The organism is Gilliamella sp. Occ4-3 (assembly GCF_001690675.1).
GTDB classification, from domain to species: domain Bacteria; phylum Pseudomonadota; class Gammaproteobacteria; order Enterobacterales; family Orbaceae; genus Gilliamella; species Gilliamella bombi.
On record NZ_LZHR01000022.1, the window covers coordinates 52,619 to 65,388 of the forward strand.

The 12,770-nt window shown below is 34.2% G+C and carries 15 protein-coding genes; 7 read left to right on the forward strand and 8 right to left on the reverse strand.

Features of this window, described 5'->3' with window-relative positions; all coding sequences use genetic code 11:
* The 4 genes from citD to citX all read left to right on the forward strand — a co-directional run bounded on the left by citD (position 1) and on the right by citX (position 3,346).
* On the forward strand, positions 1 to 291 hold the full coding sequence (citD, locus tag A9G44_RS02345; RefSeq protein ID WP_065561413.1) for a citrate lyase acyl carrier protein: 291 nt from the start codon (positions 1 to 3) through the stop codon (positions 289 to 291).
* A complete protein-coding gene (citE, locus tag A9G44_RS02350; RefSeq protein ID WP_034914409.1) occupies positions 288 to 1,175 on the forward strand; it encodes a citrate (pro-3S)-lyase subunit beta in 888 nt (295 codons plus the stop codon). Before citD ends, citE begins: the two co-directional genes overlap by 4 nt.
* Before the next feature lie 12 nt (positions 1,176 to 1,187).
* The gene (gene citF / locus A9G44_RS02355) at positions 1,188 to 2,717 is read left to right on the forward strand and encodes a citrate lyase subunit alpha (RefSeq protein WP_065609086.1); all 1,530 of its coding nucleotides are present in this window, start codon (positions 1,188 to 1,190) and stop codon (positions 2,715 to 2,717) included.
* Positions 2,718 to 2,794: 77 nt separating this feature from the next.
* Positions 2,795 to 3,346, forward strand: a complete 552-nt coding sequence (gene citX / locus A9G44_RS02360; protein ID WP_218837510.1) for a citrate lyase holo-[acyl-carrier protein] synthase — start codon at positions 2,795 to 2,797, stop codon at positions 3,344 to 3,346.
* Between the two features lie 77 nt (positions 3,347 to 3,423).
* Here citX and metB read toward each other — a convergent pair whose 3' ends face one another.
* Positions 3,424 to 4,590: a cystathionine gamma-synthase gene (gene metB / locus A9G44_RS02365; protein WP_065609088.1), complete on the reverse strand. Its 1,167-nt coding sequence runs from the start codon at positions 4,588 to 4,590 to the stop codon at positions 3,424 to 3,426.
* A 177-nt stretch (positions 4,591 to 4,767) separates the two neighbouring features.
* On the opposite strand from metB, the gene metJ reads away from it, so the two are divergent.
* On the forward strand, positions 4,768 to 5,079 hold the full coding sequence (metJ, locus tag A9G44_RS02370) for a met regulon transcriptional regulator MetJ (RefSeq protein WP_034914400.1): 312 nt from the start codon (positions 4,768 to 4,770) through the stop codon (positions 5,077 to 5,079).
* A gap of 91 nt (positions 5,080 to 5,170) precedes the next feature.
* Here the strand turns inward: metJ and rpmE are convergent, their stop codons facing one another.
* The 5 genes from rpmE to A9G44_RS02395 all read right to left on the reverse strand — a co-directional run bounded on the left by rpmE (position 5,171) and on the right by A9G44_RS02395 (position 9,074).
* Entirely contained in the window at positions 5,171 to 5,386 is a 216-nt protein-coding gene (gene rpmE, locus A9G44_RS02375) for a 50S ribosomal protein L31 (protein WP_034914396.1), read from the reverse strand.
* A gap of 141 nt (positions 5,387 to 5,527) precedes the next feature.
* The gene (gene degS / locus A9G44_RS02380) at positions 5,528 to 6,580 is read right to left on the reverse strand and encodes an outer membrane-stress sensor serine endopeptidase DegS (RefSeq protein WP_065609089.1); all 1,053 of its coding nucleotides are present in this window, start codon (positions 6,578 to 6,580) and stop codon (positions 5,528 to 5,530) included.
* A gap of 112 nt (positions 6,581 to 6,692) precedes the next feature.
* The gene (locus tag A9G44_RS02385; RefSeq protein WP_065609090.1) at positions 6,693 to 8,066 is read right to left on the reverse strand and encodes a Do family serine endopeptidase; all 1,374 of its coding nucleotides are present in this window, start codon (positions 8,064 to 8,066) and stop codon (positions 6,693 to 6,695) included.
* A gap of 79 nt (positions 8,067 to 8,145) precedes the next feature.
* On the reverse strand, positions 8,146 to 8,550 hold the full coding sequence (locus tag A9G44_RS02390) for a YhcB family protein (protein ID WP_065561406.1): 405 nt from the start codon (positions 8,548 to 8,550) through the stop codon (positions 8,146 to 8,148).
* A 62-nt stretch (positions 8,551 to 8,612) separates the two neighbouring features.
* Positions 8,613 to 9,074 (reverse strand): DUF721 domain-containing protein, encoded by a 462-nt coding sequence (locus A9G44_RS02395; protein ID WP_065609091.1) that lies wholly within the window; start codon positions 9,072 to 9,074, stop codon positions 8,613 to 8,615.
* A gap of 591 nt (positions 9,075 to 9,665) precedes the next feature.
* Here A9G44_RS02395 and A9G44_RS02400 point away from each other — a divergent pair.
* On the forward strand, positions 9,666 to 10,097 hold the full coding sequence (locus A9G44_RS02400; RefSeq protein WP_034915763.1) for a DUF3597 domain-containing protein: 432 nt from the start codon (positions 9,666 to 9,668) through the stop codon (positions 10,095 to 10,097).
* 105 nt (positions 10,098 to 10,202) lie between these two features.
* Here the strand turns inward: A9G44_RS02400 and pth are convergent, their stop codons facing one another.
* Entirely contained in the window at positions 10,203 to 10,787 is a 585-nt protein-coding gene (gene pth / locus A9G44_RS02405; protein WP_065561443.1) for an aminoacyl-tRNA hydrolase, read from the reverse strand.
* A gap of 75 nt (positions 10,788 to 10,862) precedes the next feature.
* Positions 10,863 to 11,810: a ribose-phosphate pyrophosphokinase gene (locus A9G44_RS02410; RefSeq protein WP_034915766.1), complete on the reverse strand. Its 948-nt coding sequence runs from the start codon at positions 11,808 to 11,810 to the stop codon at positions 10,863 to 10,865.
* 253 nt (positions 11,811 to 12,063) lie between these two features.
* Here A9G44_RS02410 and trmB point away from each other — a divergent pair, with 253 nt between their 5' ends.
* Positions 12,064 to 12,768, forward strand: a complete 705-nt coding sequence (gene trmB, locus A9G44_RS02415) for a tRNA (guanosine(46)-N7)-methyltransferase TrmB (RefSeq protein WP_065609092.1) — start codon at positions 12,064 to 12,066, stop codon at positions 12,766 to 12,768.
* Positions 12,769 to 12,770 lie beyond the last annotated feature (2 nt).

Genomic DNA, 12,770 nt, shown 5'->3' on the forward strand with positions numbered 1-12,770 from the left:
ATGAAAATACAAAAAGAAGCCATGGCGGGGACTCTTGAATCTAGCGATTTGTTAGTCAAAGTCATGCCAAACACGGGAATTGAAATTGTTATTAATAGTGATGTTAATAAACAATTTGGCGATCAAATCCGTGCGGTTGTTGATCAAACTTTAAATGAGCTTAATGTAACCGACGGTTTAATCATTATTGATGATAAAGGTGCACTTGATTGCGCTATTAAAGCTAGAGTTCAATGTGCAGTTTTACGTGGCGCAGAAGAAGAAAACTTAGATTGGAGTAAATTACTATGAAAAAATTACGTCGAAGTATGCTATTTCTTCCAGGTGCAAACGCCGCTATGTTATCAACTTCGTTTGTTTATAAGCCTGATTCAATCATGTTCGATCTTGAAGATGCTGTTTCAATTAAGGAAAAAGATTCAGCGCGTTTATTAGTCGCACAAACTTTACTTCTTCCTGTTTATAAAGAGCACGGAATTGAAACAGTAGTACGAATCAACGCGCTTGATACTCCATTTGGTTTAAAAGACCTTGAAGCAGTTGTACGAGCTGGTGTTGATGTAGTACGTTTACCTATGACTAACTGTGCTGAAGATATTCATGAGTTAGAAGCTCATGTTGAAAGAATCGAAAAAGAGTGTGGGCGTGAAGTTGGTAGCACTAAATTAATGGCTGCAATCGAATCTGCTCAAGGTGTTGTTAATGCCGTTTCTATTGCTAAATCTTCTCCACGTTTAATCGGTATTGCGCTAGCTGCATTTGACTATCTTGTTGATATGCAAACTGAACGTGGCGATGGTACAGAATTATTCTATGCTCGCTGTGCAGTATTACATGCAGCACGTGTGGCTAAAATTGATGCTTTTGACGTTGTTTACTCTAATGTTAATGATGATGAAGGTTTCTTGAAAGAAGTCAGCTTAATCAAAAAATTAGGTTACAACGGTAAATCGCTCATTAATCCTAGACAAATCGATCTGCTCCACAATGCTTATGCTCCAACAGCAGCTGAAGTTGAACATGCCCAAAAAGTGGTTGAAGCAGCAGAAGAGGGAGAAAGAAAAGGCCTTGGCGTTATTTCTCTAAATGGCAAAATGATTGATGCACCGATTATTGCTCGAGCTAGAAAAGTTATCGAGTTGGCTAAGTATTCTGGTGTACGTAAAGAAATTTGATAGGATTGAAAAATGACTACTTCTATAAACAAAAAAATTGATGATTTGCTTAAACAGCACCCTGATCTCAAGAATATTAAGCCTTTTGTTGATGCTAACGCAACAACACCATATTTAAAAGATGAGTCTAAATACACGCGTAAATTGTGTGATTCTATTGAGCAAGCAATTAAAAAATGTGAATTGCGTGATGGTATGACTATCTCTTTTCACCATGCATTTCGTGAAGGCGATAAGGTTATCAACAAAGTTGTTGAGACTATCAGTAATTTAGGCATTAAAAATTTGACGCTAGCTTCAAGTTCTTTATTAAGCTGTAACTCAGCGTTAATTCCTCATATCGAATCTGGTGTAATTACTAAAATTTATACCTCTGGTTTACGTGGTAAATTAGCCGATGCGATTTCTCACGGTTTAATGGAAAACCCAGTCCATATCCATTCTCATGGTGGGCGTGTAAAACTGATCCAAAGTGGTGAAATTAACATTGATATCGCATTTTTAGCTGTATCAACCGCTGATGAACAAGGTAACGCTAATGGTGTATCTGGAAAATCACAATGTGGTGCTCTAGGTTATGCTATGGTTGATGCGCAATTTGCGAAAAAAGTTGTACTACTAACTGAGGATATTGTTGGATATCCTAACCATCCAGCAAGTATTCGCCAAGATCAAGTTGATTATATTGTTAAAGTTGATGAAGTGGGTGACCCAACTAAAATTAGTGTGGGTGCAGCGCGTATCACTAGCAATCCGCGCGAGCTGATGATCGCTCGTTATGCAGCTGATGTTATTGAACACTCTGGTTATTTTAAAGATGGTTTTTCAATCCAAACTGGTTCTGGTGCATCGTCAACTGCAGCAACTCGTTTCCTTGAAAATCGCATGCGTGCGAAAAATATCACTGCATCATTTGCTTTAGGTGGTATTACAGCAAGTATTGTTGATCTTCACGAAAAAGGATTAGTTAAACGTTTATTAGATACTCAAAGTTTTGACGGCACTGCGGGACAATCTTTAGGTAAAAATAAAGATCATATCGAAGTTTCAACTAATGTTTATGCAAATCCTGCTTCAAAAGGTGCAAGTGTTGATGAGCTTGATATTGTTATTTTAAGTGCGTTAGAAATCGACCTTAATTACAATGTTAATGTATTAACTGGTTCTGACGGTGTAATGCGCGGAGCTTCTGGTGGTCACTGTGATACGGCTGCTGGTGCAAACTTAACAATTGTTGTTGCGCCACTCATTCGTAGCCGTATTCCAACAGTAATTAAAAAGGTAACAACATTAGTTACTCCTGGTGAGAGCGTTGATGTGCTAGTCACTGACCATGGTATTGCTGTTAACCCTAATCGTCCAGAAATTGCTGAACGTTTAAAAGCTGCTAATTTACCAATTATGAGCATTGAAGAGCTTTATCAACGTGCTGTGTCTTTAACTGGTGAACCAAAACCAATCGAATTTAATGATAAAATCGTTGGTATCGTACATTTCCGCGATGGTTCAGTTATTGATGTTGTGCGTCAAGTTAAAGATTAATTTTAATCTTTATTAATATAGTAATAGCTTGCCATGTAAAAGTGTCATGCTATTACTTTTTCTATCCGATGAAAAAAATGCAAATTAAATTTGATGATGGCACTCCTATTACCCTTGAGCAAATACTACTAGCCAAGGAAAAGCGAGTTGAAAACCAAAAGCATGCAATGACATGCTATAAATATCCAATCATATCATTAAGCATAGTTATTCCTGGTCCTATAAAAAACAGTAGCGGAGCTCGTTATCTTTTTGACGAAGCTATCAAAGCTTTACATTTCTGTTTTTTACAAAATGATATAACAATAATCAATGAAGATCATTTCCATTACATTACTGGTTCAGAAGCAATCATAGCAATTAAATGTTCAGCTAAAACCCTTAAAAAATATTGTATTGAAGTCGAAAATAATCACCCCTTAGGGCGTTTGTGGGACATTGATGTCATTGACATTGTTACACAAAATAGCCTTTCACGTTCTCAATTCGAAAATCAACCAAGACAATGTTTGGTCTGCAATGAAGAGGCAAAAATTTGTGGTAGAGCTAAACGGCATTCAATCGATGAAATTTTTACCGAGATAAAAAAGAAGATAGAAAATTTCAGGAAAAATAAAACATTACTTTAATAAAATTGAAAATAATGGATTGATGAAATAACATTATAGCATTATATCATCAACCCTCTTTCAATCTAAAAATTCAATTAGATTGTTTCAAGTGCTTGCTGTAAATCAGCCAGTAAATCAGTAATATCTTCTAAACCAACTGAAATACGTAATAGCTGATCTGAAATACCCGCTGTTTTTCGTGCTTCTGCACTAATACCTGAATGTGTCATTGTTGCTGGGTGACAGACAAGACTTTCAACGCCACCAAGTGATTGAGCTAATGTAATAATTTTAAGCGCTTTTAAAAAATTAGGCATTACATCGGCATTTCCAACCAGTTCAAAACTTAGTAACGAGCCAAACCCCTTTTGTTGTTCTTTAGCAATATCATGCCCAAGATTAGATGGTAAAGAGGGATGAAATACTTTTGCTATTTTTGGGTGATTAACAAGAAACTCAACAACTTTTTGGGCATTTTCTTGTTGTAAATTAACACGTGCAGCAAGAGTTCGTAACCCACGCAATAAAAGATAACTATCAAATGATGAAGTAAGCGTACCAATATTATTGGCCCACCATAAAACATCTGTAGCAAGCTGTTGGTCTTTGAAGACTAAAATTCCAGCTAATAAATCCGAATGCCCATTTAAAAATTTGGTACAAGAATGGCTGACTATATCAGCACCAAGCTCCAACGGTTTTTGTAAAATCGGCGTCATAAATGTATTATCGACTAAAACCAAAGCACCAACATCATGCGCTTGTTGAGCTATTTTTTTGATATCAACAACACGAAGTAATGGGTTACTTGGTGTTTCAATCAATACTAATTTAGGATGTAAATTAAGTGCTTCTTGTAAAGCCATCGCATCAGACTGATCAACAAATTTCACTTTAAAATAGCCTTTTTGGCTTAGACTATTAAAAAGTCGATAGCTACCGCCATAACAATCATGAGGAGCAACAACTAAGTCATTTGGCGCTAATAAAGCAACACTAATAAGGTGAATTGCTGACATGCCACAGTTTGTTAAAATAGCATCTGCACCACCTTCTAATTTTGCAACGGTTTCTTCTACTAATCGCCGACTAGGGTTTGCTTTTCGTGCATAATCAAACTTTCTTGGTTTTGCAAATTCTTCATAACGATAACAAGTAGATGGTGTAATAACAGGTACGACACTTCCATATTGTTCATCAGTATTAATCCCACCACGAACAGCTATTGTTCCTTGGCTTAAATTGTTGGTTTGACTAACCATAATAACATTCCTCTAAATAATACTTAGCTTACTTCAATAACAGATTGTATAAGAATAACACATTCAATAAGGACGTCAACATGTCTAGACGTCTAACTATCTTGGTGTGTAGATTGCAGAAAAATAAAAAAAACGTTAGAATTGCCCACATTATTTGTGATGTAATTTGGTGACAAGATGATGGAATGGAATGGCGAATATATAAGTCCTTATGCTGAACATGGTAAAAAAAGCGAGCAAGTAAAAAAAATTACAGTATCAATTCCGTTGAAAGTTTTAAAAATATTGACTGATGAACGCACTCGCCGACAAGTCAATAATTTACGTCATGCAACAAATAGTGAATTATTGTGTGAAGCCTTTCTTCATGCTTATACCGGTCAACCTTTACCTTGTGACGATGATTTACAAAAAGATCGTGAAGACGGTATTCCTAAGCAAGCTAAAAAGATGATGCAAGATTTAGGTATTAATCCTGATTTTGATTGATTATTAACTAAAAAAACTAATTTTGAAAAACAAAAGGCGCTTATGCGCCTTTTCAATTATTATTAATTTTGGAACATGGTTTTCCGAAAAATTATTTTTTACCGCCAACCATAGCAAAACGTTGTTTGAACTTATCTACACGTCCACCAGTTGCAACATCACGTTGTTTACCTGTATAGAATGGGTGACATTCACCACATACGTCAAGATGAATATCATGACCAACAGTAGAATGAGTTTTAATAACGTTACCACAAGAACAAGTTGCTGTAATTGCAGTATATTCTGGATGAATACCTTCTTTCATAATAAGCCTCTTAAGTTTTTCGTATCGCTATATAAATGGCCATAAAAGCAGAATCTATACACCATACGAGTGTTAAAAAAACATGATAAGACCGCAGATTATACGGCCAATAGTCGAGTTAATCAAGAAATAAAAGAACAACTAAACAGGTAATTGACCTATTGTTATTTGCAGTTCAATCTTTTCCCCATTTCGCTGAACTATAATGGGGATAATTGTACCAGGTTTCAACTCGGCTATTTGATCCATTGTTTCAACAATGGATTTAACTGGTTTATTATCTACCATAATCAGAATATCATTAGCTTGTATTCCTGCTTGTAATGAAGGGCCTTCCGCTCTGGTGACTAAAATACCTAACACCACTGGCATATCACTTGGGTTTTGAGTTGGTGCAAATTCTAATCCATCAATACCTATATATCCTCTAATAACTTTTCCATCGCGAATTAATTTATTCATGATTTTAACTGCTAATGCAGTTGGGATAGCAAATCCGATTCCTTCAGGAATGTCATTGCCTAGATTTTTTGCAAAGGTAAGAGTATTAATTCCCATTAATTCACCTTTGCTATTTACTAGCGCTCCGCCTGAATTGCCATGATTTATTGGTGCATCAGTTTGAATAAAATTTTGCCTTCTGTATGGGCTCAATCCATCACGACCTGTAGCACTGATAATACCTTGTGTAATAGTTTGCCCTATATTGTAAGGGTTTCCTATGGCTAATACGACATCACCAATTTTAGGTTCGCGTTGAGGATTTATCAATATAGTGGGGATATTTGAAGCCTCTATTTTTAATACCGCTAGATCAACAAGTTTATCTGAGCCTACAGATAAAGCTTCAAATATTCGTCCATCTTGCAATGCGACGATAATTTGTTCTGCATCTTCAACTACATGATAATTAGTAACAATATACCCATTCCCATTCATAATTACTCCAGAACCGAGCGGAGTTATTGGACTATCTTGTGATTCCTGAGAAAAAGAATTAATTGAGCGACTATAAATATTAACTACTGCAGGAGCCGCAGTTTTAACGGCACTAGAAAAACTTAATGGATCATCATGAAAAATTGAGGTTGGAAAATTTGATTGGTTTCCTTTTTGTAAAGAAGGAAAAATAATCAATAACACAATAGCTAAAACCGTTCCAATTAATATTGGCCATAGAATTTTTTTGAGCATTAGTTTCAGAATTGTAATGGGAAGAATAATGAAGATTTTAACACATCTATATAAAGGTTAAAATTAAAGTTTTCGTCGATGCTAAAGCATCGACGATATAAAAAATGACTAATTATCGTAAAATTAAATATAAACGACTATCGCCACGAATTATATTTAATGCAATTACTGACGGGTGACTATCAATAATTTTTCTAAGGTCTGCAATATTAGTTACTCGTTCTTTATTAACTCCAGTAATAAGATCTCCCTCTTGCAAACTGAGTCGAGACGCAGGCGAATTTTTAGCAATACTTTCTATTAAAACACCTTTTTGGCCTTTAATTTCACCATTGCTAAGCGTTGCACCATCAAGAGCAGAATGTAGCGATTTCGCATCCGTTGTTGTCTCGTCGCTATTTTTTAGTTTTACATCGACAGATATTGTTTTGCCATCTCGAATTAAACCTAGCTTAACAGTTCGCCCTGCTCCAGTTGTCGCAATTTTTGCACGTAGTTCAGCAAAACTATCAACTGGTTTACCATCCATCGAGACAATAATATCGCCAGATTTAATTCCTGCTGCTTGTGCGGCTGAATTCTCAATAACTTCACTAACAAAAGCTCCTTTTTGAACATCAACATCAAACGCTTTTGCTATATCCGATGTCAATTCATTACCTTTGATACCAAGCACGCCACGTTTTACTTCACCAAATTCTATAAGCTGAGAAGTTAAACTTTTTACCATGTTACTAGGAATTGCAAATCCTATCCCTACATTACCACCACTTGGAGCAATAATTGCGGTATTTATACCAACAAGCTCACCATTTAAATTCACAAGAGCCCCACCAGAGTTACCTTGGTTAATTGAAGCATCTGTTTGAATGAAGTTTTCAAAACCATTCATATTAAGTCCACTACGAGCTAAAGCTGAAATAATCCCTGAAGTAACAGTTTGACCAATGCCAAATGGATTACCAATAGCAACAGCATAATCACCAACACGTAAATTATCAGAATCTGCTAATTTAATAGCTGTTAATTTTTTGGCATCATCGATTTTAAGTAATGCTATATCACTTTGTGGATCCTTACCGATTAGTTTTGCTTTAAATTCATGCCCATCGTTTAGAGCAACTGTAATTTTATCAGCACCATCAATAACATGATTATTCGTAACAACATAGCCTTTTTCTGCATCAATAATCACACCAGAACCTAAACCTGTAAACGCCCTTGATTGGCTATCTGGATAACCAAAAAAACGTCTAAATTCTTCTGGCATATTATTTTGCATTTGAGCTGTTCCTTCAACTTTAATACTAACAACTGATGGTAATACAGTTTCAAGCATAGGCGCCAAACTTGGCAGTTGCGTATTATTATCGGTTGAGGCAGGAGGAAAAGCTGCATAAGTATTCGGAAGTACAGATAAACTTATTCCTAAACTTAAAGCTAAAATACTTAATAATTTTTTTTGTTGTTTTAATGAATTAATCATCTTAGAACTCTCGCTTTTACAAAAATTTACACTCTATAAAATTGCTTGAATATTAAGTAACGGAAAATAAAATCATAGATTAAGATTTATTTTCATCCGTTTTAAATAAACCTGAAGAATCATCAGAATAATCTCTAGGCTGCTTATCAAGCGTAATTTCTTTTGTTTCGTTAGAATCTGTATTTGAATCAAAATCTAAAGATTGAATATTACCACTATCCATAAATTGACTGGAGTTTTCAGCCATATGTTGATAAAGACGACGAAAATCTTTAGCCATATTATCCAATATTTCTGCACTATGTGAAAAATGTTTAGCAATCATTTGTTTTTGCGCTATTAATTCATCTTTTGTTTGATCTAACTCTTGTTTAACTTTGGCATATTTACGTGCCTTAGGACTAATAACACTAATAAAAATGAAACAAATAATAAAACCAATCACGAATCCAATTATAAGATAAGTAAGCATACCTTTATCCATTATTCACTCCTTATATCTTTAAGATATATAATTTTATAAAATTGAAGACTAATTATCAGCGCTTATTTTGCATGGTTAGCAAGTTTTATCAATTGTTTTTTTAACTTGTCTGGTGCATTTTCTGCTAATGCAAATAGAAACATTGCGCTTTTTTGTGTCATCACACTTGAAGCTAAAGATGACTTATCACTTTGATAATTGCTCTGTGACCACCTCACTGAAATATCTGGATTAATCTGATATTGAATAGAAGATAAGGATGGTAAAATAATTTTTCGTATTTCAGAAATTAAATTGCTTTGTTCATATTTCAATCTAGTTAACCAACAAGCTGAGCTAACCTCTAAAATCAACACACCTTGGCGATAGTTAGCAACTCGGCATTGTTGATTTAATGGTGAAGGCAATAAATCATAAACAACTTTAGCTAAAGAGCATAATGCATTAGTTCTATCTTGAATCTTAGACAGAGAAGAGGCTTGTGTCAAAATTGACGTCAACATTTGTGGTTCGTTATAACGCATAATTATGCCTTTTATTAAAAAACAGTAATACTAAAATGCAAAAATATTTTCCACCAATGTTTAAGTAATTTATCTTATTTGAATGAAAAAGTCCCTTAAAAAAAGAATATTTTCACTTAATTAACACTTTATAAAAAGTTCACAAATAACTCAAAATTAGAAGAACAAAATAAAAAACTGGCAAATACTATTAATATAATATCTGCCAGTTTTATAAAAATAAAATCTAATTATAAAGGTTAGCTTTGATTATTCCACTTATTTTCTCTAATAAAAGTCCATAAAAAAATAGCACAAATAGCATGGCCTAGCCTTAATCCAATAGTATCAATAAAAAGATTATAATTGGTTGACCAATTGTATAAGTCAACTGGAAGGCACTTACTACCTCAATTCAGTTAATATTAGAAAAATATTTAAAATAATTGTTTTATATCTTAGTAAACACTTTATCGTAATACATAAAATGCTATTAATGCATAACAATTTTGACATTACATTCTTATAAGCGCTATATTGGATGTGATCTTTTCTACATCTATATCGTTAAGCAGTTTTTTTAAAGCAGTTTAAATTTCAAGGAGATGTAATATGAACATTTTAAATAACATTTTTTCCAAAGTATTTCCAAGTGCTCAAGCAACAGTAGATAATGCAGTTGATGCTGTGAAGGATAAAGTTGAAAATATCACTACATCTGTTAAAAATACAGTATCGAGTGGCTCAGAGAAAGTCCAAGATAAAGTAGAGCAAAGCGCATCCGCAACTAATGTTGATGTTTCCTCTATTCTTGAGAATTTAGCTAAAAAGCACCCTGAAACGCTTAACTGGAAAACATCTATCGTTGATCTATTGAAATTATTAGGTATAGATAGCAGTTTAGATGCACGGAAAAATTTAGCGAAAGAACTGAATTATCCAGGCAATACTGATGATACCGCAGCAATGAATACATGGTTAATTAAAGAAGTAATGAAAAAAATTGCTGAAAAAGGTGGTAATGTAACCCATCTTTTCTCTTAAAAGAGAATATTAAGACAATTAAATCCACCTAATATTTTAGGTGGATTATTTAATTAAGATATAGAATTATCTATTGTTACGTTATTGAAAAATTCAATAATTTAACTAAGCTTTAAAAGCATGTAACTTGTTCATTGCAACGTCTATTCCATCAGACAATAAGATATCTGTACAACGCAAAGATTCGTCAATAGCTTTATCAATTAATTCCTGTTCAGGTTTAGATGGCTTATTTAAAACATAACCAACAACTTTATTTTTATCGCCAGGATGTCCAATACCAATTCTTAACCGATAAAAATTTAAATTATTTCCCAATTTACTAGCAATATCTTTTAGCCCATTATGCCCACCATGACTACCACCAAACTTAAGTTTAGCTATTCCGGGATTTAAGTCGAGTTCATCATGTGCAACTAAGATCTCTTCTGGCTTTATTTGGTAAAATGTCGCCATAGCTTGAACAGCTTTACCACTTAAATTCATGAAAGTAGTTGGAACTAATAAACGTACATCATGACCTGAAATGTTGATTCGTGATGTGTAACCAAAAAATTTTTGTTCATTTTTTAATGATTGATTATAACGTTCAGCCAATTGCTCAACAAACCACGCACCTGCATTGTGCCTTGTTGCTGCATATTCATTTCCGGGATTGGCGAGTCCTACAATCAGTTTTATCGTTGTCATAATATTTTTATTGTCACTAGATTTTATCGATAAAAATGCCCCAAAAAAGGGGCATTATACCAATGATAAAATAGGTTATTGATGGAACATTGCTGAAATTGATTCTTCGTTACTAATTCGACGAATTGCTTCAGCAAGCATACCTGATAATGTTAATTGGCGAACATTTTTCAATGCTTTTACTTCAGCCGTTAATGGAATTGTGTCACAAACAACAATTTCATCAATGGCACAGTTTTTAATATTACTTACTGCTTTACCTGAAAATATCGGGTGGGTAGCATAAGCAAATACTCTTTTGGCACCTCGAGCTTTTAAAGCATCAGCTGCTTTACAAAGTGTTCCAGCAGTATCAATCATATCATCAACTAAGATACAATCTCTATCAGCAACATCGCCAATAATATTCATCACTTCTGCTTCATTGGCACGTTGACGACGTTTATCAATAATTGCCATATCAGTATCATTAAGTAGTTTAGCTATCGCACGAGCACGCACCACTCCGCCAATATCAGGGGAAACAACAATTGGGCGATCAAACTCACGTTGTAGCATATCTTCTAAAATAACTGGGCTACCAAATACATTATCAACAGGTACATCAAAGAAACCTTGAATTTGTTCGGCATGAAGATCAACGGTTAAAACCCTATCGACACCAACAGTTGATAGAAAATCAGCAACAACTTTAGCAGTAATAGGGACACGAGCCGAACGAACTCGACGATCTTGCCTTGCATAACCAAAATAAGGAATAACAGCAGTAATACGACCAGCAGATGCTCGGCGCATTGCGTCGATCATAACTAATAATTCCATTAAATTGTCATTGGTAGGAGCACAAGTTGATTGAATAATAAAAACATCTTCACCACGGACATTTTCATTGATTTGGACATTAACTTCACCATCACTAAAACGGCTTACCACAATGTCACCAAGAGAAGTATAAAGACGATTAGCTATACGTTTTGCTAGTTCTGGTGTGGCATTACCAGCAAAAAGCTTCATATCAGGCACGAGAAATCCTCAAGCATGTATTCATGATTACTTTATTCGTAATCGGTTAAACTGGGGCTATAATTATATAATCATTTATCGATTATGCTCAACTACAATATAAAAATATATTGAAAATATTTGATATATTTTTATAAATCATTAAATAAAACAATTTGGCCATAAGATGCTTTTGCTGTGAACTCAAAATCGAGTAAACTAACTAACAAACCATTCTTTGGCTTTAATAAATTCCACAACAAAAGTAGATAACGTGATGAACGAACAATTAAACTCAGATAACGAAAATATCAAATCTAAAAGAACCATTCGTAGTTTTGTTTTACGGCAAGGTCGTTTAACAAAAGGCCAAGAACAGGCATTAATAAATTTATGGCCGGTATTTGGTATTGAATATGATGTAAATTCACCAATGGTTTTTAACTCTAATAAACCGACTGTTCTTGAAATTGGATTTGGTATGGGTGCTTCGTTAATTGAAATGGCTAAAAATGCACCTAATAAGAATTTTTTAGGAATAGAAGTACACAAACCCGGTGTTGGTGCTTGTTTGATGGCAATTGAAGAAAATCAATTATCAAACTTAAAAGTGATGTGTCACGATGCTGTTGAAGTATTAGAAAATATGATCCCTAATCATACATTAGACAAAGTACAAATTTTTTTCCCTGATCCTTGGCATAAAGCAAGACATAACAAGCGCCGCATTATTCAACCCCAATTTGTACAGTTAATTCGACAAAAATTAAAATTAGGTGGAATTTTGCACCTAGCTACCGATTGGCAACATTATGCAGAACATATGTTAGAGGTTTTAACCCAAGCTGAAGGTTTTGAAAATTTATCACCAAGCGGTGACTATATTCCGAGACCTGATGATAGACCAATTACTAAATTTGAAAAACGAGGTCAAAATTTAGGCCATGGCGTTTGGGATCTTCAATTTGTAAACAAATAATT

Excerpts from the sequence above, each read along its gene's own strand:
- A9G44_RS02395 (WP_065609091.1), bottom strand. The coding sequence starts at position 9,074 with ATGCGTTATAACGAACCACAAATGTTGACGTCAATTTTGACACAAGCC.
- citX (WP_218837510.1), top strand. The coding sequence starts at position 2,795 with ATGCAAATTAAATTTGATGATGGCACTCCTATTACCCTTGAGCAAATA.
- metB (WP_065609088.1), bottom strand. The coding sequence starts at position 4,590 with ATGGTTAGTCAAACCAACAATTTAAGCCAAGGAACAATAGCTGTTCGT.
- A9G44_RS02385 (WP_065609090.1), bottom strand. The coding sequence starts at position 8,066 with ATGATTAATTCATTAAAACAACAAAAAAAATTATTAAGTATTTTAGCT.
- A9G44_RS02400 (WP_034915763.1), top strand. The coding sequence starts at position 9,666 with ATGAACATTTTAAATAACATTTTTTCCAAAGTATTTCCAAGTGCTCAA.
- metJ (WP_034914400.1), top strand. The coding sequence starts at position 4,768 with ATGATGGAATGGAATGGCGAATATATAAGTCCTTATGCTGAACATGGT.
- rpmE (WP_034914396.1), bottom strand. The coding sequence starts at position 5,386 with ATGAAAGAAGGTATTCATCCAGAATATACTGCAATTACAGCAACTTGT.
- pth (WP_065561443.1), bottom strand. The coding sequence starts at position 10,787 with ATGACAACGATAAAACTGATTGTAGGACTCGCCAATCCCGGAAATGAA.
- A9G44_RS02390 (WP_065561406.1), bottom strand. The coding sequence starts at position 8,550 with ATGGATAAAGGTATGCTTACTTATCTTATAATTGGATTCGTGATTGGT.
- citF (WP_065609086.1), top strand. The coding sequence starts at position 1,188 with ATGACTACTTCTATAAACAAAAAAATTGATGATTTGCTTAAACAGCAC.
- citD (WP_065561413.1), top strand. The coding sequence starts at position 1 with ATGAAAATACAAAAAGAAGCCATGGCGGGGACTCTTGAATCTAGCGAT.
- degS (WP_065609089.1), bottom strand. The coding sequence starts at position 6,580 with ATGCTCAAAAAAATTCTATGGCCAATATTAATTGGAACGGTTTTAGCT.
- citE (WP_034914409.1), top strand. The coding sequence starts at position 288 with ATGAAAAAATTACGTCGAAGTATGCTATTTCTTCCAGGTGCAAACGCC.